A 19879-nucleotide genomic window follows, 5' to 3' on the forward strand; every position below is an offset into this window, starting at 1 on the left:
CAGTCTATGGCGCGAATTGTAAGGTGCGCGCGAAGGGCCGCGCGTCGATTTCTCCGCATTCAGCTTTTAGATCGAGACAACCGGGAGCCCCTGAACGACGATCGGCCCGCAGGCCCTGTGCCATGGGCATCTCCCCATTCAGCTTGCCACCCAGGAGGGGGCGCGAAACCGCCACGCCAGCACTTCCAAGGGGCCCCGCTGGAACAGGAGAGCGCCACTGCTGCGCAGTTTTCGAACCGGCGAAGCGCTCCAGCGATGGGGCTTCGTTGACGATGGGACAGGCGACAGGCGCCGGGTCAGCTCAGGCGAGGGTGGCGGCAACGGCCAGATCGGTGGCGACCGGCGGGCGGGCGAGCGCACGCGCGCTCACCTGCGAGAACTGCAGCTGGGCGAGCAGGTGCTGGGCCTGGGTGGCGACCGGACACGGGGTGATCTGCGGCCCTGCTTCGGGGCGCTCGGGGGACATCACATCAATGGACATTGGCCTGGCATCTCGTTGACTTCTCATGACCCGCGGGGCTTCCGGCCGCGCGGATTGCGCACCCTAGCGGAAATTCGGGACGAATGTGTGACGGTGCCCGCAGTCCTTGCCAGAGGTCCTGGGAAGCGTCGAAATATTGGCGCTTATCAATAGCTTGTCGGTATCATGTAATCGTTTTCAACACATGATTCGGATATGGATTCCAATACTGCTTCCCCCTACAGCCCCAAGTGGCAGTTCCGCTTCAACTTCTTCGAACAGCACGGCGCTCCCAATTCGCCGGCGTTCAAGGCCGCGTTCAAGACGTTGACGTTCGGCCAGAGGATCAAGATCAACTTCAACTTCTTCGCGCTGTTCTTCAGCTGGATCTACCTGCTGATCCTGGGCATGTGGCGCAAGGCGCTCACCATTCTGGGCATCACCCTCGTGCTGATGGTGATCCTGGCGTTCCTGCCGGACGTGGTCGGCCGGGCGATCGGCATGGCCTGGTCGGTCCTGATCGGGATGACCACCAACTATTCGTACTACCTGGAAAAAGTGAAGGGCGACACCAGCTGGAACCCCTTCGCCGGCATGCGCTGGTAAGCAACGCGCTTGCGTGAAAGACAAAATCCCGGTCACTGACCGGGCTTTTTCGTGGGGCGGCGGTGCGGCGGCCGCGTGTGCTGCTTCAGCGCGGCGGGGGGCGTCGGCCTCCGGTGTCGATCACCACCTCGCCATCCTCTTTGCAGAACGGGGCGTGGATCGGCGGCAGAATCTCCAGAACCGTCTCCGACGGCCGCGCCAGACGCACCCCCAGTGCGGTCTGCACGAACGGCCGGTTGATCAGGATCGGATGGGCCAGCATCGCATCGAGCAGCTGCGCATCCGCCAGCGCTGGATCGCCCAGGCCGAGCTCGGCATACGGCGTGCCTTTCTGGCGCAGCGCATCGCGCACCTGCAGGCCGGCGGCGGCAATCAGTTCGACAAGCCGCTCACGATCCGGCGGCGTTTGCAGGTACTCCACTACCTCCGGTTCGATGCCGGCATGGCGGATCAACGCGAGCACGTTGCGCGAGGTCGCGCAGGCCGGGTTGTGATAGATGACGGCCTTCATGCGCGGTCTCCGGCGGCGGCCGACGGGCGCGTGACCGGCTCGACCACACCCGCATTGCGGGCCAACCGCGCTACTTCCGCATCACCCTTGCGCTCGCTGTAGCGGTCGGTCAGGTAGTCACTGTGGTCGCGCACCAGCAGCGTGAACTTCACCAGCTCCTCCACCACGTCGACGACACGATCGTAGTACGCCGACGGCTTCATCCGCCCCTCCCCGTCGAACTCCTGCCAGACCTTGGCAACCGAGGACTGGTTGGGGATCGTTACCATCCGCATCCAGCGCCCGAGAACCCGCAATGCGTTGACCACATTGAAGGACTGCGAGCCGCCCGACACCTGCATCACGGCCAAGGTGCGGCCCTGGGTCGGGCGCACACTGCCCTCGGTCAACGGCAGCCAGTCGATCTGGTTCTTGAACACTGCGCTGAGGGTGCCGTGACGCTCCGGACTGATCCAGACCTGGCCCTCGGACCACTGCGACCAGGCGCGCAGCTGCTGGACCCTGGGATCGCTGGCGTCCACCGCGTCGACCAACGGGAGCCCGTGCGGATCGAACACCCGCACCTCGGCGCCCAGGTGCTGCAGCAGGCGCTCCACTTCCTTGGCGAGCAACCGGCTGTACGACTGTGGGCGCAGCGATCCATACATCACCAGGATGCGGGGCGGGTGGGCACTGACACGGGCAGACAACCGGACGGCATCCGGACGGTCGACGACCGCATCGGTCAGGTGGGGCAGCAGGGACATGGGGTTGCTCCGGACGTATTGTTCCATTATTCTAGAAACATGGAACATAACAACGCAACCCACGCTCTCGCCGCCTTGGGCCACGCCACCCGCCTGAGCGTCTTCCGCCTGCTGGTGCAGGCCGGGCATGGCGGCCGGTTGGCCGGCGAGATCGCCACCGAACTGGGCCTGCCCGGCGCCACCCTGTCCTTCCACCTCAAGGAGCTGAGCGCGGCAGGGCTGGTCAGCGCCGAGCCGCGCGGCCGCAGCATCTGCTACCGCGCCGACTTCGAGGCGATGAATGGCCTGATCGGTTACCTGACCGAAAACTGCTGCGCTGGCGAGGCGGACTGCGGTCCGGCCGGCCAGTGCACACCGCCGCGCTGACACCGTGACCGGGCCCGTGGCAATGACGACGTCCTCCCCTTCCCGCCTGTCCTTCTTGGACCGTTGGCTGACCCTGTGGATCTTCGCGGCGATGGCGCTCGGCGTGGCCCTGGGCACCCTGTTCGACGGCCTGCCCGCCGCGCTGGATGCCATGACGATCGGCGGCACCAACCTGCCGATCGCCGCGGGCCTGATCCTGATGATGTACCCGCCCCTGGCCAAGGTGAAGTACGAGGCATTGCCCGGTGTCTTCGCCGACAAGCGCGTGCTGGCGTTGTCGCTGCTGCAGAACTGGGTGGTGGGACCGGTGTTGATGTTCGCGCTGGCCGCGCTGTTCCTGCACGACCGGCCGGAGTACATGACCGGACTGATCCTGATCGGCCTGGCCCGGTGCATCGCCATGGTGCTGGTCTGGAACCAGTTGGCGCGCGGCGACAACCAGTACGTGGCCGGGCTGGTCGCGTTCAATTCGCTGTTCCAGATCGCGTTCTTCAGCGTCTATGCGTGGGTGTTCCTGACCGTGCTGCCGCCGCTGTTCGGGCTGCAGCGCAGCGTGATCGATGTCAGCACGTGGACCATCGCCGGCGCGGTGCTGGTGTATCTGGGCATTCCGTTCGCGGCGGGCTATCTCGGGCGCCGCTGGCTGCTGAAACTGCGGGGTGCCGCGTGGTACGAAATGCGCTTCCTGCCGGCCATCAGCCCGATCACGCTGATCGCGCTGCTGTTCACCATCGTGGCGATGTTCAGCCTAAAGGGCGGTGACATCGTGCGCATTCCGCTCGACGCGGTGCGGATCGCCATCCCGCTGACGATCTACTTCTTCGTGCAGTTCCTGCCGAGCTTCTTCATGGGCCGCTGGATCGCACGCGACTACCCACGCACCACCGCGATTGCATTCACCGCCACCGGCAACAATTTCGAGCTGGCCATTGCGGTGGCCATCGCCGCCTTCGGGCTGGGTTCGCCGGTCGCCTTCGCCGCTGTGATCGGGCCGCTGGTGGAAGTGCCGGTGCTGATCGTGCTCGTGCATCTGGCGCTGCGGCTGGGACGTCGCGGGTTTCCGGCGAGCCCGGACGTGCGGTCAACGTGATTCCCCATCGCGTGGCGCTCATGCCAGGTGCAGATGGCCCTGGTACAGACCCCACGCCGCCCAGCCGGCAACGACGATCACAACCGCCACGATCACCTGCTCCGCCCGGGTGAATATCCGCTGCCCATGGCCGTGCTTGGCAACCACGAACATGGCGATGCCCGGCGCGTACAGCAATACCGACAACAGCACCTGGGACAGTCCGCCGGCATAGACCAGCCACAGCGCGTAGACCGTTGCCAGCCCGGCCACCAGCAGATCGCGGGCGCGCAGCCCGGGCTGCCCTGCATAGGTCTCCCCGCGCAGCGCCAGCAGGGCGCCGTAACCGGCCGAGAACAGATACGGCACCAGGCTCATCGATGCGCCCAGCAGCACCAGGCTGGTATAGGTGCCGGCACTGAACAGGGTAATGACCAGGAACAGCTGGATCAGCCCGTTGGTGAGCCACAGCGCATTGGCCGGGACCTGGCGCGCGTTCTCGTGCCCGAGGAAGGCCGGCATCGTGCCATCCCCCGCCGCGGCGTACAGCACTTCGGCGCACAGCAGCACCCAGGCCAGCAAGGCCCCCAGCACCGAGACGATCATGCCGATGATGATCAGCGTGGCACCCCAGGGGCCGACAATGGCCTCCAGCACGAACGCCATGGACGGGTTGCGCGCCTGTGCCAGTGCTTCCTGGCGCAGCACGCCCATCGACAGCAGATTGACCAGCATCAACAGCGCAAGCACGCACAGGAACCCGATGATGGTCGCGCGCCCGACATCCGAACGCTTGGCCGCGCGTCGCGAATAGATGCTGGCGCCCTCGATGCCGATGAACACCCAGACCGTGATCAGCATCATGCCGCGCAGTTGCTCGCCGACGCTGCCCAGTTCCACCGTGCCCCAGAACTGCGCGGTGAAGATATCCGCCTTGAAGCCCACCGCGGCGATGATCAGGAACACCACGATCGGCACGATCTTGGCGACGGTGACGACCGCATTGACCAGCGCGGCCTGGCGGATGCCACGCAGGATCATCGCGTGCATCGCCCACAGCAGCACGGACGCGCACGCCACCGCCTGCCACGTATTGCCTTCGCCGAAGGCCGGCACGAAGTAGCCCAGTCCGCTGAAGATCAGCACGAAGTAGCTGACATTGCCGAGCAGCGAACAGACCCAGTAGCCCCAGGCAGCCGAGAAGCCGATGTAGTCCCCGAACCCGGCACGTGCGTACGCATAGATGCCGGTGTCCAGCTCGGGCTTGCGGTTGGCCAGGTTCTGGAACACGAACGCCAGCATCAGCATCCCCAGGCCGCTGATCGTCCAGCCGATCAGCGCCACGCCCGGCCCTGCACTGCGCGCGATGTTCTGCGGCAACGAAAAGATGCCGGCCCCGATCATCGAGCCGACCACCAGCGCGGTCAACGCGGTCAGGCCGAGCCGGTCGGAACGAGAGGTCATGTGCTCACCATGCCCGGACAGGATAGCGCCGATTACCAACGCAGGCGGTGAGCATCCGGTGAACCAGGCGTCCCGGCGTGCCGCTGCATGCGGCACGCCGGGATGGATCAGAAGGTCTGCCAGTCGTCCCCGGCTACGGCCGCTGCCGGCATCCGCGCTGTGTTGCGCGCCGGCGCGGCGCGGCGTGCCGATGCACTGGTCGTGCCCGCACTGGACTGCAGACGGAAGATCGCCACGGCAGTACCCAGCTGCTGCGCCTGCTCTTCCATCGCGCGCGCCGCAGCCGTGGCTTCCTCGACCAGTGCCGCATTCTGCTGCGTGGTCTCGTCCATCTGGGTGATGGTCTGGTTGACCTGCTCGATGCCGGCGGACTGTTCCTTCGAGGCCGCCGAGATCTCGGCCATGATGTCGTTGACCCGGCGCACGCCGGTGACGATCTCTTCCATGGTGCGGCCGGCGGTGTGCACCAGCGCCGAGCCCGCGCTGACCTGGGTGACCGAGTCGTCGATCAGGGTCTTGATCTCCTTGGCCGCTCCCGCCGAGCGCTGCGCCAGCGCGCGCACTTCCGTGGCCACCACCGCGAAGCCGCGGCCCTGTTCGCCGGCGCGCGCCGCTTCGACGGCGGCATTCAAAGCCAGGATGTTGGTCTGGAACGCAATTCCGTCGATCACCGAGATGATCTCGGCGATGCGCTTGGACGAGGCCTCGATGCCGGCCATCGTGGTCACGACCTGGCCGACCACCACGCCGCCCTGCGAGGCCACGTCGGCCGCGCCGGCCGCGAGCTGGTTCGCCTGCACCGCATGGTCCGCGTTCTGGCGCACGGTGGAGGTGAGCTCCTCCATCGACGCCGCGGTCTCTTCCAGGCTGGCCGCCTGCTGTTCGGTACGGCGCGACAGATCGCTGTTGCCCGCGGCGATCTCGCCGGCGGCCAGATTGATGCTGCCGGTCGCCTGCTGGATGCGGCCGACGATGTCGGTCAGCTGGGCCACGGTGGTATTGGCATCGTCCCGCATCCGCGCGAACACGCCATGGAAATCGCCCTGCATGCGCGCGGTGAGGTCGCCCGCCGCGATCGCGCGCAGCAGCGCGGAGATCTGCTGCAGATTGTCATCGCTGACCTGCATCATCGTGTTGAGGTTCTCGACCATCGCACGGAAGTCGTGGTCGAAACGCACCACGTCGCCACGCTGGCTGAAATCGCCCACCGCCGCCGCACCGGCCAACTCCCCGATCTGGGTGTTGATCGCACGCAGGTTGGCCTTGGTGGTGTCCATCGCGGCGGTGAAGGCCGCCTGTTCGCCGGGCAGGCGATCCATGTCCGGGCTCAGGTCACCGACCGCATAGCGCTGCATCACCTCGACCAGGCGGCGGGTCACCGCGATGTTGGCCCCGACCAGCTGGTTGGTCTCCTCCACCATCTTGCCGTACTCGCCCGGGAAGGCCTGCGCGTCCATGCGGTAGCTCAGCTCGCCCGCCTCGTGGCGCTGGGCCATCTCGCCCTGTGCGGCCATCACCGCGCGCAGCTGGCCGCGCATGCGCTGCATCGATTCCAGCAGGCGGCCCACCTCATCGTTGCGCGCCGGCGGCAGCGGCGTATCCAGACGGCCCTCGGCCACGTCGGCCGAGAGACGGACAGCGTCGGCCAGCGGGCGGATCGCCTGCCGGCGCAGCAACACGTACACGCTGCCACTGAGCACCAGTGCCGCACCCAGGCCCACGGCGAGGATGATCCACAGCAGCGCGCGTGCCTTTTCGGTGATCAGCGCATGCGGCACGATCACGCCGAGTGCGAAGTGCTCTTCGCTGCCGCCGATGCGCAGCGGCACATAGGTTTTCACATCGCCCGCGGCATCCGGTTCGAAGGCGTCGAAGGTCTTGTCGGCCTTCACTGCCGCCAGCACCTGCGTGGTCAGCGCATCCTCGCGACGCTTGCCGATCTCGTTCGGATCCTTCGCGGCCAGCACGATGCCGCCGGGCGAGATCAGTTCAACGTGGCCTTCGCCCATCGGGCGCAATGCGGCCAGGTGCTTCTGCAGGGCAGCCAGCGCAAAGTCCACCGTCACTACGCCGAGGAACGTGCCATCGTCGACCACCGGGGTGGACAGCGTGGTCATCAGTACCTTCTGCCCGGCGATCTCGTAGGTGTAGGGTTCGGCCACCGTCTGCCGCTTGAGCGCCTTCGGCTTGAGGTACCAGTCGCCATCGCCGGGCACGTCGTACCCCTTGAGCGCATCCTGCATCGGGGCCCCCTCGTGCCAGGCCCAGTAGCTCATGAACCGGCCGGTGTCGTCGTGCGCCTCGGCACCGACGAACTCGGCATCCTTGCCATCGAAAGCCTCCGGCTCCCACAACGTGCCGAAGCCCACCCATTCCGGGTGCACCTGCACCTGCTGGCGGATGACCGCGGCCACCGTCGCCCGGGAGAGCGTGCCCGCGGCGCGCTGGACCAGCAGGTTCTGCGCGAGCGCCTGGCTGGTGGCGAAGGCGCTGGACAGATCACCGCTCACCCGCAGCGCTTCGGCCTGGGCCTCGCTCTGCATGGTGTGGCGTGAAGCGTCGACCAGCGAGGCACTGGCTTCGCGGTAGCTGATGGCGGCGGTGACACCGAAGCAGAGCATGGCGATCAACGCGGTACCCAGCATCAGTCGGTTGGCGATGCTGCCGGGGCGCTTGGACGCGGTGGGGCGGGACACGGGCATGGGGGCGGTTCCGGAAAAAGGGCATACCGGCGGACGCAGTCACGCGCCGCCACGGAAACACGCAGTCCATTGCGGGCCGGCACGCGCGCGGTGTCATCACGGCGCGGCCAGCAGGAATCGATGCAACGTCGGATCGGCACAGGCAGCCCGCCGCCACTCCCGGCTGCGCTGGTCCTGTGCTGGGGGTCACCGCGTCGTACGCCACGGTGCCACCGCCCTGCCCTGTGGAGATGCCGCCTGCCCGCACCGTGACGGCGCCGGCCCAGAGAAGGGACTCAGCTGGATAACGGCGTCATGGGCGCGATGTTTAGCGCGGCTTCCTGACCGTGTTCAGTGAACGCCCGCGCCGCGCTCGCCACGCCCCAGCCGCTCCACCAGCGTCTGGCTGGCCGCATTGAGTCCGATCACCTCCACGTGGGCCCCGCGCGCGCGCAGCTTGCCGGTCAACCGCTCCAGCGCACCGACCGCACTGAGATCCCAAAAGTGCGCATGGGTCAGATCGATCTCCACGCGCTCGGGCACGTGCAGCAGATCGAACGCCGCGGCGAACTGCCCGGCCGAGGCGAAGAACACCTGGCCACTCACCGTGTAGACACGCGTGCCGTCGGCGGTCACGGCATCCTGGATGTCCAGCATCCGGCCCACCTTGCGGGCGAAGAACAGGGCCGACAGCAGCACCCCGGTGAGCACGCCCTTGGCCAGGTCATGCGTGGCGACGGTGACGATCACCGTACCCAGCATCACCACCGAGGAGCTTTTCGGGTGCAGCCGGAACTCGGCGAACGAGCGCCAGTGGAAGGTGCCGATGCTGACCATGATCATCACCGCGACCAGCGCGGCCATCGGGATCTGCCGGACCCAGTCCGCGCCGTACACCACCAGCAGCAGCAACAGCACGCCGGCCACCAGGCACGACAGCCGCCCGCGACCGCCGGAGGACACGTTGATCACCGACTGCCCGATCATCGCGCAGCCGCCCATGCCGCCGAACAGCCCCGCGGTGATGTTGGCCAGGCCCTGCCCGGCGCACTCACGGTTGCGCTGGCTGGGCGTGTCGGTCATGTCCTCCACGATCTGCGCGGTCATCATCGACTCCAGCAGACCCACCACCGCCAGCGTGGCCGAGACCGGCAGCAGGATGCGCAGGGTCTCCCAGGTGAGCGGCACGTCCGGCAGCAGGAAGGTGGGCAGGCTGTCGGGCAGCGCGCCCATGTCGCCGACGGTGCGGATGTCCAGCCCGAGCCAGATCGACAGCGCGGTGAGCACCACGATCGCCACCAGCGGCGAGGGCACCGCCCGGGTCACCAGTGGCAGCAGGTAGATGATCGCCAGGCCCGCCGCGCACACGGCATACACCGTCCAGGGCATCCCGATCAGTTCGGGCAGCTGCGCCAGGAAGATCAGGATCGCCAGCGCGTTGACGAAGCCGGTGATCACCGAGCGCGAGACGAAGCGCATCAGGGCGCCGAGTTTCAGCGCGCCCGCGACGATCTGCAGCAGCCCGGCCAGGATCGTGGCGGCCAGCAGGTACTGCAGGCCGTGATCGCGGACCAGGTCGACCATCACCAGCGCCATCGCGCCGGTGGCCGCGGAAATCATGCCCGGCCGTCCACCGGCGATGGCGGTGACCACCGCGATGCAGAACGACGCGTACAGGCCGACCTTGGGGTCGACCCCGGCGATGATGGAGAAGGCGATCGCCTCGGGAATCAGCGCGAGGGCCACGACGGCGCCGGACAGCAGATCACCGCGGATATTGCCAAGCCATTGCTGGCGCAGCGGATAGGACACAGACATGGACAGACTCCACGCACCGGCGATGCGCACGGCGCGTTGTGTGATGAGGACAAGGCACTCCCTGAGCCAGCGCACTGGCCGGCGCGTCATCAACGCGGTATCAGGGTGGCGTCATCACAAGGGTCCTGCCGGGGCAGCGGAAGCGGCGCGCAGGATAGCGCAGTCCCCCGATGCCCTCAAACGCGTCGGGTCCATGATCATCACCGAACGCCCGACGATCAGCGGCATCAGCGGTTCGGGTCAGCGCGCGAAGTGCCGCGCGCCGGCCACGCAGGTCACCGCGCACACCGTGACGACCAGCATCGCCCAGCTCACGGTTTCATGCAGCAGCACGGCCGCCAGCGCCAGGCCGAAGAGCGGCTGCAACAGCTGCAGCTGGCCGACCGCGGCGATACCGCCCTGGGCGAGCCCGCGGTACCAGAACATGAAGCCGATCAACATGCTGAAGACCGCCACATAGGCCAGGGCACACCACGCCGGCGCATCCACCGCCGCCAGCGAAGGCGGCCAGCGCAAGGCCAGCAGCGGCAGCATCAGCGGCAAGGACAGCAGCAAGGCCCAGCTGATCACCTGCCAGCCTCCCAGCGTGCGCGACAGGCGCGCACCTTCGGCATAGCCCAGCCCACAGACCAGCACCGCCGCCAGCATCAACAGGTCGCCCTGCAGCGAGGCGGCGAGCCCGGTCGACAGCGCGTAGCCCACCACCGCGGCACTGCCGAGCAGCGAGAACAACCAGAACGCCGGACGCATCCGCTCACCGCCGCGCAGTACACCAAACAGCGCGGTGCTCAGCGGCAGCAGCCCGAGGAACACGATCGAGTGGGCCGAAGACACGTGCTGCAGGGCCAATGCGGTGAGCAGGGGGAATCCCACGACCACCCCGAGGGCGACCATCAGCAACGGCCCCAGTGATGCGCGCGTGGGCCGCGGCTGGCGCAGGGCGAGCAGCACCATTCCGCCAAGCAACGCCGCGATGCTCGCCCGGGCGGCGGTCAGAAAGAGGGGGTCCAGCTGCAGTACCGCGATCCGCGTGGCCGGCAGCGAGCCGGCGAAGATCACCACACCGATGAAACCGTTGATCCAGCCGCGGGTTGCGTTGTCCATGTCGACATCCTTGAAGGGCGGCCAGTGGACCACGGCGGCGGGCCGCCACTCCATGTACAGTCCAGTACACTTTGCCGTAACTGTTATGGCCGAACGACCCGTACGGATACCCCGATGACTCTCCCCACCACCCGCATCGAGGCGGTCATGACCAGCGTGCGTGCACGCCTCAACGACCGCAGCTGGCTGCCCGGCGCGCGACTGCCCTCGGTGCGCGCACAGGCCAAGACACTGCAGGTGTCTGTGTCCACCGTGGTCGAAGCCTATGAGCGGTTGGCGGCCGAAGGGCTGATCCAGGCGCGGCCCGGCTCCGGCTTCTATGCGGCCGGCCCGGTCGCGCCACTGGCACTGGCCGAGATGGGACCGCCACGCGATCGCCAGGTCGACCCGTTGTGGCTGGCGCGGCAATCACTGGATCACGAGGCCGGCGTGCTCAAGCCCGGCAGCGGCTGGCTGCCCAGCGACTGGATGTATGTCGAGGGGATCCGCCGTGGCCTGCGCAGTGCCGCCCGCGCGAGCAGCACCGCACTGGCCGATTACGCATCGCCACTGGGCCTGCCGCCGCTGCGGCAACTTCTGTCCCGCCGCTTGGCCGGGCACGCGGTCGAGGTGGCGCCCGAGCAGATCATGCTCACCGAATCGGGCTCGCATGCGGTTGACCTGATCTGCCGTTTCCTGCTCGAGCCCGGCGATACCGTGCTCATCGACGACCCGTGCTACTTCAATTTCCTGGCCCTGCTCAAGGCGCACCGCGTACAGGTGATCGGCGTGCCGTACACGCCGAACGGCCCGGATGTGGACGCCTTTGCCGCGGCGCTGCAGGCGCATGCGCCCCGCCTGTACATCACCAATTCCGGCATCCACAACCCGACCGGCGCCACGCTCTCGCCGGCCACCGCACACCGGCTGCTCTCTCTGGCCGACAGCAGCGACCTGGTCATCGTCGAGGACGACCTGTTCGCTGATTTCGAGCACACGCCCGCACCGCGGCTGGCCGCGTTCGATGGGCTGTCGCGGGTGATCCAGGTGGGCAGCTTTTCCAAGACGCTGTCCGCGTCGGTGCGCTGCGGGTACATCGCCGCGCGCCGCGACTGGATCGAAGGCCTGGCCGACCTGAAGATCGCCACCAGCTTCGGCGGCGGGCGCCTGGCCGCCGACATCCTGCACGCCGCACTGACCGACAGCGGCTATCGGCGCCATCTGGAGACCGTGCGCGTGCGGCTGACCGCGGCACGTGAACTCACGCTGGCGCGGCTGGCGCCCCTGGGCATCACGCCATGGACGGTACCGCAGGCCGGCATGCTGCTGTGGTGCCACCTGCCCGACGGCATGGATGCCGCCAGCATCGCCCGCCGCTGTCTTGCCGACGGCGTGATGCTGGCACCCGGCAATGCCTTCAGCCCGTCGTTGCGCGCAGCAAGCTTCCTGCGCTTCAACGCCGCGCAGGCGCAGGATGCGCGGGTGTTCGAGGTACTCGCGAAGGCAATGACCGCCTCACACGCGGACGCCGACTAACGGGTCTGACGCTGCGCGTCGGGTGCCGCCATCGGCGCCCTCTCCCCACCGAGCACCGCCTGCGTATCCACGATATCCACGCCCGAGACCTGCCCCAGCCAACCATCGAGCCAGGGCTTGTGCGACGCGCCGACAATGGAGAGGACGCGGGAGCCCGGGTGGAGGCGAACCACATCCAGCACGTTGGCGACCATCCGTAGATTTCGGATCTCCCACCCTTGCACCCACATCTGCGGATAGTGCTGCACGGACACGGCGGCCAGCGCCGGACGCACGTTGGACTCGGCCATCAGCGCCTGTGTCCGTGGCGCATTGGTGAGGCGGTACAGCGATAGCATGTCCTTTTCGGTGACGAGGCGCTTCTGCTCGTCAATGACCGGCTGCAGGCGCGATCGATCCGCGCTCCATGCATCCTGCACCGCCTTTCCAAAGGCCGCGCGATCCGGAATCTGATGCGTGCCGCCGGCGTGGTCATCGACCGGATACACGCGCTGATGCCCGAGTCGGGCCGCCAGGCGGGCGGCAACCTGATAATCCTCGTTGTTGCGCGCGCCGAGCTGATGCAGCATCTCGACCAGAGACTCGTCCAATCCGTCACCGGGGTGCTGCTCGGCATGGGGCAACTGCAACCATTGCACATAGGCCGACGCCCGCTCACCCGCGGCCAGGAACACGGCAGCCAACCTGCGGCGGTGCGCGGGCGTGGGCGTGGCTGGCCAGACCTTCAATTGGTTGTTGACCTCAACGATTGCGGAAGGCACATCGAGCCCGGTGGCCATCTTCGCCGCGTCCGTGCTCGCGCAGAAATCCTCGCCGTACACCGCCGGGTGACGCGCTGCCAGATCGCACTGCTCTCCGCTGAGCGCCTCGATCGTAATGTAATCCGGTTTGAATGCCGCCAGCCTGTCCAATACGGGGTCGAGCGATGCGCGGTCGAAATCCTTGTACTCGCCCAGGTGCACACTGCCCAGCACGAGAATTTCGGTACGAGGGCCGACCATGTCCTTGTCCATATCCGCCAGCGCGGTCTGCGCGTGGGCGCAGATAGGCACCATCAGCATCATGCTGGTCGACATCAGGAGCTGCTTCATGCATCACCACCTGTGAATTCCGTTGGCGCCTTTCTATCAGCCAGCGGATCAGCGGCCGCGTGCCGGATGGCAGGGGGCCGATCGGACTGATCGCGACACACGATGCTGTCCAGACGGTGGCAGAATTGCGCGCCCGGTGTGTGCGGCGGGGATACCTCAAGGAAGCCAGGCATGTCGGACGAAAGCAGCAAAAGCGAGTGGATCAGGTGGGTGATGCTGCTCGTCTTCTTCGCCATGCTGTTTGGCATCCCCAACAGTTCACCGTGGTTCGGGTTGGTATTCGTGTACCTGCTGGCCGGCCTGCTGTTCGTGGTGGGCAACATGGTGTGGATCGCCCTGCGCAGCGAAAGGGCGGCGGGGGCATTGCGCCGCACGCCCCCCACGCGCGCCCTGCACACCCGCGAGGTGAAGGCGCTGGTGTGGTTCGGCCAACCCGAGCGGATCAGCTGGCGCATGCCACGCGGGAACGTGATTGATCTGGTCAAGGCGGCACAGGCCGCAGGCACCCGCCCGGTAGTGCGCACGGTGCGTGGACCGTATCGCGTGATGGTGCGCGCCCGGCATCACGAGCGGCACGACTTCATCGGCGAGGTGGAGGTGCTGATGCTGCCGGGCGCTGACCGCCACATACGCGACACCAATGAAGCCGAGGTACTGCTGTGCGGGAAGTTCGCGGTGGTGCTGGCGTTGAATGGCGCGTGGCGGATCGACCAGGCGCCGTCACTGCTGAGCTAAGCCATGCGCCCGTTGTAGTCCGGGCACACCTGCCTGACCGGGGTGCTTGGCAACACTACGGCGATCCCGCACAGTTCCCCCATGCCCCCAGATCCGACTGCACCATGACACGCCTGCTCATCATCGAGGACAACCCCGAGTTGGTGGCCAACCTGTACGCATTCCTGGAGCCGCTGGGCTATGTGCTCGACGATGCACGCGATGGCGCTGCGGGCCTGCGCTTGGCGACCGGGAATGACTACGACGCGATCCTGCTGGATCTGATGCTGCCGCGGCTGGACGGCATGACGCTCTGCCACAAACTTCGTCAGGAATTCCAGAATCCCGTACCGGTGATCATGCTGACCGCGCGCGATCCGGTGGATGACCGCGTGCAGGGCTTTGCACTGGGCGCGGACGATTACCTCGTCAAACCGTTCTCATTGATAGAACTCGATGCACGCATCCAGGCGCTGGTGCGCCGTGCCCAGGGCCGCAGCGTCCAAGGCACGCTGACCTGGCAGGACCTGCGGGTGGACACCCGTGCACCGCAGGCGTGGCGGCAGGGCCAGACCATTACGCTGACCCCCAGCACCCACAAGCTGTTGCTGTGCCTGATGCGGGCCGCGCCCGGCGTGGTCAGGAAGCAGGAAATGGAATACCTGCTGTGGGGCGACCATCCACCGGAAAGCGGTGCGTTGCGGACGCATATCCACGAGCTTCGGCAGCATGCGGACAAGAGCTTCACGTATCCGCTCATCGAGACGGTGCACGGCATCGGATGGCGCCTGAGTGCGCCAACGACGTCTGTCCCGGAATGACGACCCGAGGAGTGCAGTTGCCGTCATGAACGCGATCTACCGCCAGATGACGCTCAGAACACGTATCACCGTGTCGTTCGTCCTGCTGATGGTGGCCGTCATGGGCTTCGTGGTCGCCGCCGAGCAGTTGGATTATGACGAGCTCAGGGCCTACGTCATTTCGAGAAGCCTGCACGACGAGATGGATCGCCTGCAGGCCGACCTTGCCGATGGCACGCCGCCGGCGCTGTCTGCGGGCAGTGAACTTTTTGATGCGCGAAACGTGCCCGATGCCCTGCGCCCGTATACACCGGGCTATTACAGCGCCGACCCGCCCGGCGTCTGGCATCTGCTGGTGTTCGACCTCGGCGGGCAACGCTATTACCTCCGCCAGGATGCCGAGCGGTACCAGTATCTGGAGCACGTGATCGATGGCTATGCGCTCGTGGTCATGCTGTTGTGCATTTTCTGCGCGTTCTGGATCGGGCGATTGACGGCAGCGCGCGTCATCGCCCCCATCACCCGGCTGGCCGATGCGGTGCAGCGCGGGCAGACGCCGTTTCCCTTCCAGGAGGCGCGCGACGAGATCGGGGTCCTGGCGCGCGCCTTCGCCCAGCACAGCGACGAGGCGGAGCAGTACCTGCAGCGTGAACGATGCTTCGTGGGGGATGCGAGCCATGAACTGCGCACGCCCCTGGCCATCATTTCCGGCGCGGCCGAGACCATCGTTCACCAGCTGCCCGAGGACAGCCCCCTGCGAGCGAGCGGCGAGCGGATCGTCCGGACCACGCAGGAAATGCAGCGCCAGCTGTCCTGCCTGTTACTGCTCTCGCGTGACCCACAGCGCCTTGCCAAGGAAGACGTCCCGCTGCGCCCGTTGATCGAGGAATGCATGTCGCGCTGCCAGCCCTGGCTGGCGGGCAAGCCGGTCGTCCTGCTGCTGGATGCAGCGCAGGACCCCTGCATCCACACCAACGCCGAGCTGGCGCGCAGCGTGCTCTGGAACCTGCTGCGCAACGCCTGCCAATACACCGACAAGGGCGAAATCCGCATCGCCGTGCGGGACGCCACGCTGTCCATCGTCGACACCGGTCCAGGCCTGCCACCCAGCATGGATCCCCAGCAGTTCCAGCGCTTCACGCCCAGCCTGCGCCAGAGCGGGGAAGGGCTTGGCCTGTCGATCGTGCAACGGATCGTGGACCACCTGGGCTGGCGCATGGCCGTGGAGAGTTCGGAGAACGGTTGCAGCTTTACGCTGGACATGTCCGGCACGCATGACCAGCAACCCTAGGCGCGCCCCGGCTTCGGCAACCAGGCGCCTTCGCGCCCGCTCCTGACAGCTTCCTGACGCCGCCCCTCCCATCCTGTGCACCCATCAATCCACGCAGGAGATGCAGATGCACTGGTCAGACCCGGAGGGAGCCGGCAAGTATCGCCACGGCAGGACCGGATTCAACCGGATTGTCCACACCGTGATCCACTCGCGGGACGGCTTCATCGCGACCGTGCGAGGCGAAGCCGCTTTTCGACAGCTGCTGGTTCTGCATGGCGTTCTGATGGGAGGCACGTTTGTGCTCGACGTCAGCCCGGTGGAGCGGGCGCTGATGTTGGCCGTCAGCTTCATCAGCCTGATCGTGGAACTGCTCAACTCCGCCATTGAAGCCGTTGTTGATCGCATCTCGCTTGAACTTCACCCCCTGTCAAAGAATGCGAAGGACATGGGCAGCACCGCGCAAGCCACGGCGCTGTTGATGGTGGGCGCCGTATGGGCGGTCATCCTGCTCAGATAGAGCGCGGAAAAGCACCAGGCAGTGCACCTGACAACTTCCTGATAAACACATTCTGATACTGCGCGCACTTTTCATTCATTGGAAGAATGCGCGTGTTTCAGCGTCTTATGTTCGTGCGACTCAACCCGGTGCAGCTGACATGGATAGTCGCACTGTTCTTCACCACGGTCGGCAACGTTGCCCTGTGGCAGGCGCTGTGGAGGCATACCGAGTTCGACAGCGTGCGCGGCGCGCTGTTCTTCCTGAGCCTGCCGGTCTTCTTCTTCTGCCTGTTCAACCTGCTGCTCATGCCGGTGCTTGCGCTGCCCTACCTGCGCAAGCCGTTGCTGGCGCTGCTGGTGATCATCAGCGCCGCAAGCACCTACTTCATGCTGCACTACAACGTCCTGATCGACCGCAGCATGGTGCAGAACGTCTTCGAGACCAACCAGGCCGAGCTCGGGTCTTATTTCTCCGTTCCCCTGCTGCTCACCATCGTGCTTCTGGGCGTGCTGCCAGCCGCCGCGATGATGTCGCTGCGCATCCGCAGCGGGTGCGTGCTGCAGACCGCCTCCTGGATGCTGATCAACCTGCTCGCGACCCTGGCGATCCTGGCCGTGATCTCCATGCTGTTCTACAAGGACTATGCCTCCCTGCTGCGCAACAACCGCGAGCTCAGGGACCAGGTTCTGCCGGTCAACTTCGTGCGCCATGCCAACGGCTATCTCAAGCGGAAGTACATCGCAGTATCACGACCGCTGCAGCCCGTCGCCGAGGACGCCACCCGTCCGCCGACGAGCACGGACAGGCGTCCCAGGCTGGTGATTGCCGTGGTGGGCGAAACCGCGCGTGCGCAGAACTTCCAGCTCAACGGCTACCCGCGCGCCACCAATCCCGTGCTGTCAAAGCGCAGCGACATCATCGCCTTCAAGAACGTCTCGTCGTGCGGCACGGCCACGGCCATCTCCCTGCCGTGCATGTTCTCCAGAATGACACGCACCCAGTACGATGACGTACGTGCGGCGACGGAAGAGAATCTCCTGGATATCCTGAGGCGCACCGGTGTGAACATCCTCTGGCGCAACAACAACAATGGCGGCTGCAAAGGCGTGTGCGCGCGCGCGCCCACCGACGACATGCCGGCCTTCAAGGTGGCCGGGCAGTGTGTCAACAAGGACGGCACCTGCTACGACGAAGTGCTGCTGCATCAGCTGGACGCGCGCATCGACGCCATGCAGGGGGACGGCCTGATCGTGCTCCACCAGCTGGGCAGCCACGGCCCAACCTACTTCGAGCGTTACCCTGCCGACGGCAACGTTTTCACGCCAACCTGCGACAGCAACCAGATCCAGAAGTGCACCAACGCGGCGCTGACCAATACGTACGACAACACGCTGGTCTACACCGACCGCATGCTGGGCAGGACCATTGACCTGCTGCAGGGCTATGCCGAGCAGTGGGACGTGGCCATGATCTACGTCTCCGATCATGGCGAGTCGCTCGGCGAGCGCGGCATGTACCTGCACGGCACGCCGTACCTCATTGCGCCTCAGGAGCAGACCCGCGTCCCGATGTTGATGTGGTTCTCGCCCGCGTTTGCGCACCATGCAAACCTCAACCTCGCCTGCCTGCGAAACCGTGCCGAGGGCACGGCGTACAGTCACGACAACGTTTACCACTCCCTGCTGGGGCTGTTCGATATCCGCAGCCAGGTCTACCAGCGTGATCTGGACCTGTTTGCCGCGTGCCGCGCCTGAATCCGCGGGCCCGCCGCCTCATGCACAGTCCGCTGGTTATGATGCGGCTTTCCCCGTCCGCCTCGCGCCGTGGCCGCTCGTTCAACCACAATGCCCTCCGACGCCGGCCCCTGAGCACCCGCTGAGCAATCGATGCAGATTTCCACCACGTCCATGATCATCTGGATGGCAACCGCCGTTGCCACCTGCGGCATCCTCTTTCGCCCCTGGCGGGTGCCGGAGTATGCGTGGGCACTGGGCACGGCCGCGCTGCTGACGGTCGCCGGCCTGGTGCCGTTCGGCACCGCCATCGCCGCGGTGGCGGAGGGAACCGATGTCTACCTGTTCCTGATCGGCATGATGGTCCTGGCCGAACTGGCGCGGCAGGAAGGACTGTTCGACTGGCTGGCCGCGTATGCGGTGGGTCACGCCAAGGGCTCGGGGCGCCGCCTGTTCGACCTGGTGTTCCTGGTCGGCACGGTGGTGACGATCTTCCTCTCCAATGACGCCACGGCGGTCGTGCTGACGCCGGCGGTGTATGCCGCCTGCAAGGCGGCCCGCGCCGATCCGCTGCCCTACCTGTTCGTCTGCGCGTTCGTCGCCAATGCCGCCAGCTTCGTGCTGCCCATTTCCAATCCGGCCAACCTGGTCGTCTTCGGCAGCCACATGCCCTCCCTGCCAGAGTGGCTGCGGCAGTTCACGCTGCCCTCGCTGGCCGCGATCGGCATGACGTACCTGGTGCTGCGCCTGGCCCATCGGCGCCAGATCGCCCGACCGCTGGTCGCACTGGCGCAGCAGCCCACCTTGTCCGAGGGGGGACGCCTGTGCGCGATCGGGGTCGGCGTTACCGGCAGCGTCCTGCTGGTCACCTCGGCAATGAAGGGACCGCTTGGGCTCACCACGTTCTGCGCCGGCGCGGCCACGCTGGCGCTCATCTGCCTGCGTCAGCGCCGCAGCCCGCTGCCGATGCTGCGGCATGTGTCCTGGGGCGTGCTGCCGCTGGTCGCCGGACTGTTCGTCCTGGTGGAAGCCGTGGCACAGACGGGCGTGATCCAGATGGCCGCCCAGGCACTCGAGGATCTGGCGCGAAAATCGCCCACCGAGGCGGGCTGGGCGGCGGGCGTCGCGGCGGCCGTACTGAGCAACCTGGCCAACAACCTGCCGATCGGCCTGGTGGCCGGCTCGGTGGGCCAGATGGCGGACGTGCCGGCGCAGGTCAGAGCCGCGCTGTTGATTGGTGTCGACCTGGGCCCGAACCTGTCGGTGACCGGGTCGCTCGCGACCATGCTCTGGCTGGTCGCCCTTCGACGCGAAGGCGAGCACGTCAGTCCGCTGAGCTTCCTGCGCCTCGGCATCCTGGTGATGCCGCCCGCCCTGATCGCTGCACTGCTGTTGCTGTAAGCGCACGCCGCGCCTGCAGGGAGAAGCG

Annotated in this window: 18 protein-coding genes; 10 read left to right on the forward strand and 8 right to left on the reverse strand. The window is 66.6% G+C overall.

The annotated features are described in order from the left end of the window. Positions 1 to 301: 301 nt before the first annotated feature. Positions 302 to 481, reverse strand: a complete 180-nt coding sequence (locus tag ABE434_RS02990) for a hypothetical protein (RefSeq protein ID WP_176988099.1) — start codon at positions 479 to 481, stop codon at positions 302 to 304. Positions 482 to 676: 195 nt separating this feature from the next. Between ABE434_RS02990 and ABE434_RS02995 the strand changes: the two genes are divergently transcribed. Beyond that, positions 677 to 1066 carry a DUF2628 domain-containing protein gene (locus tag ABE434_RS02995; protein WP_176988098.1) on the forward strand — a complete coding sequence of 130 codons (390 nt, stop codon included), beginning with the start codon at positions 677 to 679 and terminating at the stop codon, positions 1064 to 1066. An 85-nt stretch (positions 1067 to 1151) separates the two neighbouring features. Here ABE434_RS02995 and arsC read toward each other — a convergent pair whose 3' ends face one another. Further along, the gene (arsC, locus tag ABE434_RS03000) at positions 1152 to 1577 is read right to left on the reverse strand and encodes an arsenate reductase (glutaredoxin) (protein WP_346477769.1); all 426 of its coding nucleotides are present in this window, start codon (positions 1575 to 1577) and stop codon (positions 1152 to 1154) included. Continuing rightward, the gene (arsH, locus tag ABE434_RS03005; RefSeq protein ID WP_346477770.1) at positions 1574 to 2323 is read right to left on the reverse strand and encodes an arsenical resistance protein ArsH; all 750 of its coding nucleotides are present in this window, start codon (positions 2321 to 2323) and stop codon (positions 1574 to 1576) included. The genes arsC and arsH overlap by 4 nt, the downstream gene beginning before the upstream one ends. Before the next feature lie 39 nt (positions 2324 to 2362). On the opposite strand from arsH, the gene ABE434_RS03010 reads away from it, so the two are divergent. Then, positions 2363 to 2689 carry a metalloregulator ArsR/SmtB family transcription factor gene (locus ABE434_RS03010; protein WP_319211816.1) on the forward strand — a complete coding sequence of 109 codons (327 nt, stop codon included), beginning with the start codon at positions 2363 to 2365 and terminating at the stop codon, positions 2687 to 2689. Positions 2690 to 2711: 22 nt separating this feature from the next. Continuing rightward, positions 2712 to 3779: an ACR3 family arsenite efflux transporter gene (gene arsB / locus ABE434_RS03015; RefSeq protein WP_346477771.1), complete on the forward strand. Its 1068-nt coding sequence runs from the start codon at positions 2712 to 2714 to the stop codon at positions 3777 to 3779. Between the two features lie 18 nt (positions 3780 to 3797). Here arsB and arcD read toward each other — a convergent pair whose 3' ends face one another. The 4 genes from arcD to ABE434_RS03035 all read right to left on the reverse strand — a co-directional run bounded on the left by arcD (position 3798) and on the right by ABE434_RS03035 (position 10825). Further along, entirely contained in the window at positions 3798 to 5222 is a 1425-nt protein-coding gene (gene arcD, locus ABE434_RS03020) for an arginine-ornithine antiporter (RefSeq protein WP_346477772.1), read from the reverse strand. Between the two features lie 107 nt (positions 5223 to 5329). After that, positions 5330 to 7924, reverse strand: coding sequence for a methyl-accepting chemotaxis protein (locus ABE434_RS03025; RefSeq protein ID WP_346477773.1), 2595 nt, complete (start codon positions 7922 to 7924; stop codon positions 5330 to 5332). Between the two features lie 330 nt (positions 7925 to 8254). Next, positions 8255 to 9721, reverse strand: coding sequence for a SulP family inorganic anion transporter (locus tag ABE434_RS03030; RefSeq protein ID WP_346477774.1), 1467 nt, complete (start codon positions 9719 to 9721; stop codon positions 8255 to 8257). Positions 9722 to 9961: 240 nt separating this feature from the next. Further along, positions 9962 to 10825: a DMT family transporter gene (locus tag ABE434_RS03035; RefSeq protein WP_346477775.1), complete on the reverse strand. Its 864-nt coding sequence runs from the start codon at positions 10823 to 10825 to the stop codon at positions 9962 to 9964. Positions 10826 to 10939: 114 nt separating this feature from the next. Here ABE434_RS03035 and ABE434_RS03040 point away from each other — a divergent pair, with 114 nt between their 5' ends. Then, positions 10940 to 12340 carry a PLP-dependent aminotransferase family protein gene (locus tag ABE434_RS03040; protein ID WP_346477776.1) on the forward strand — a complete coding sequence of 467 codons (1401 nt, stop codon included), beginning with the start codon at positions 10940 to 10942 and terminating at the stop codon, positions 12338 to 12340. Here the strand turns inward: ABE434_RS03040 and ABE434_RS03045 are convergent. Further along, positions 12337 to 13431 carry a DUF5694 domain-containing protein gene (locus ABE434_RS03045; protein ID WP_346477777.1) on the reverse strand — a complete coding sequence of 365 codons (1095 nt, stop codon included), beginning with the start codon at positions 13429 to 13431 and terminating at the stop codon, positions 12337 to 12339. The two genes, ABE434_RS03040 and ABE434_RS03045, sit on opposite strands and share 4 nt — an antisense overlap. A 171-nt stretch (positions 13432 to 13602) precedes the next feature. On the opposite strand from ABE434_RS03045, the gene ABE434_RS03050 reads away from it, so the two are divergent. The 6 genes from ABE434_RS03050 to ABE434_RS03075 all read left to right on the forward strand — a co-directional run bounded on the left by ABE434_RS03050 (position 13603) and on the right by ABE434_RS03075 (position 19851). Further along, positions 13603 to 14166 (forward strand): hypothetical protein, encoded by a 564-nt coding sequence (locus tag ABE434_RS03050; protein ID WP_346477778.1) that lies wholly within the window; start codon positions 13603 to 13605, stop codon positions 14164 to 14166. A gap of 104 nt (positions 14167 to 14270) precedes the next feature. Next, positions 14271 to 14966, forward strand: coding sequence for a response regulator transcription factor (locus ABE434_RS03055; protein ID WP_346477779.1), 696 nt, complete (start codon positions 14271 to 14273; stop codon positions 14964 to 14966). 25 nt (positions 14967 to 14991) lie between these two features. Then, entirely contained in the window at positions 14992 to 16236 is a 1245-nt protein-coding gene (locus ABE434_RS03060; protein ID WP_346477780.1) for a HAMP domain-containing sensor histidine kinase, read from the forward strand. A 106-nt stretch (positions 16237 to 16342) separates the two neighbouring features. Beyond that, the gene (locus ABE434_RS03065; RefSeq protein ID WP_346477781.1) at positions 16343 to 16735 is read left to right on the forward strand and encodes a diacylglycerol kinase; all 393 of its coding nucleotides are present in this window, start codon (positions 16343 to 16345) and stop codon (positions 16733 to 16735) included. A gap of 86 nt (positions 16736 to 16821) precedes the next feature. After that, positions 16822 to 18471 (forward strand): phosphoethanolamine--lipid A transferase, encoded by a 1650-nt coding sequence (locus ABE434_RS03070; protein WP_346477782.1) that lies wholly within the window; start codon positions 16822 to 16824, stop codon positions 18469 to 18471. Between the two features lie 132 nt (positions 18472 to 18603). Continuing rightward, positions 18604 to 19851: an arsenic transporter gene (locus ABE434_RS03075; protein ID WP_346477783.1), complete on the forward strand. Its 1248-nt coding sequence runs from the start codon at positions 18604 to 18606 to the stop codon at positions 19849 to 19851. Positions 19852 to 19879 lie beyond the last annotated feature (28 nt).

The sequence above is a fragment of the Stenotrophomonas sp. TWI1183 genome (assembly GCF_039673115.1).
GTDB lineage: Bacteria > Pseudomonadota > Gammaproteobacteria > Xanthomonadales > Xanthomonadaceae > Stenotrophomonas > Stenotrophomonas maltophilia_AA.

What these genes read in the sequence shown, in the direction of transcription:
- ABE434_RS02990 (WP_176988099.1), bottom strand. Translation starts at nt 481, where the DNA reads ATGTCCATTGATGTGATGTCCCCCGAGCGCCCCGAAGCAGGGCCGCAG.
- ABE434_RS02995 (WP_176988098.1), top strand. Translation starts at nt 677, where the DNA reads ATGGATTCCAATACTGCTTCCCCCTACAGCCCCAAGTGGCAGTTCCGC.
- arsC (WP_346477769.1), bottom strand. Translation starts at nt 1,577, where the DNA reads ATGAAGGCCGTCATCTATCACAACCCGGCCTGCGCGACCTCGCGCAAC.
- arsH (WP_346477770.1), bottom strand. Translation starts at nt 2,323, where the DNA reads ATGTCCCTGCTGCCCCACCTGACCGATGCGGTCGTCGACCGTCCGGAT.
- ABE434_RS03010 (WP_319211816.1), top strand. Translation starts at nt 2,363, where the DNA reads ATGGAACATAACAACGCAACCCACGCTCTCGCCGCCTTGGGCCACGCC.
- arsB (WP_346477771.1), top strand. Translation starts at nt 2,712, where the DNA reads ATGACGACGTCCTCCCCTTCCCGCCTGTCCTTCTTGGACCGTTGGCTG.
- arcD (WP_346477772.1), bottom strand. Translation starts at nt 5,222, where the DNA reads ATGACCTCTCGTTCCGACCGGCTCGGCCTGACCGCGTTGACCGCGCTG.
- ABE434_RS03025 (WP_346477773.1), bottom strand. Translation starts at nt 7,924, where the DNA reads ATGCCCGTGTCCCGCCCCACCGCGTCCAAGCGCCCCGGCAGCATCGCC.
- ABE434_RS03030 (WP_346477774.1), bottom strand. Translation starts at nt 9,721, where the DNA reads ATGTCTGTGTCCTATCCGCTGCGCCAGCAATGGCTTGGCAATATCCGC.
- ABE434_RS03035 (WP_346477775.1), bottom strand. Translation starts at nt 10,825, where the DNA reads ATGGACAACGCAACCCGCGGCTGGATCAACGGTTTCATCGGTGTGGTG.
- ABE434_RS03040 (WP_346477776.1), top strand. Translation starts at nt 10,940, where the DNA reads ATGACTCTCCCCACCACCCGCATCGAGGCGGTCATGACCAGCGTGCGT.
- ABE434_RS03045 (WP_346477777.1), bottom strand. Translation starts at nt 13,431, where the DNA reads ATGAAGCAGCTCCTGATGTCGACCAGCATGATGCTGATGGTGCCTATC.
- ABE434_RS03050 (WP_346477778.1), top strand. Translation starts at nt 13,603, where the DNA reads ATGTCGGACGAAAGCAGCAAAAGCGAGTGGATCAGGTGGGTGATGCTG.
- ABE434_RS03055 (WP_346477779.1), top strand. Translation starts at nt 14,271, where the DNA reads ATGACACGCCTGCTCATCATCGAGGACAACCCCGAGTTGGTGGCCAAC.
- ABE434_RS03060 (WP_346477780.1), top strand. Translation starts at nt 14,992, where the DNA reads ATGAACGCGATCTACCGCCAGATGACGCTCAGAACACGTATCACCGTG.
- ABE434_RS03065 (WP_346477781.1), top strand. Translation starts at nt 16,343, where the DNA reads ATGCACTGGTCAGACCCGGAGGGAGCCGGCAAGTATCGCCACGGCAGG.
- ABE434_RS03070 (WP_346477782.1), top strand. Translation starts at nt 16,822, where the DNA reads ATGCGCGTGTTTCAGCGTCTTATGTTCGTGCGACTCAACCCGGTGCAG.
- ABE434_RS03075 (WP_346477783.1), top strand. Translation starts at nt 18,604, where the DNA reads ATGCAGATTTCCACCACGTCCATGATCATCTGGATGGCAACCGCCGTT.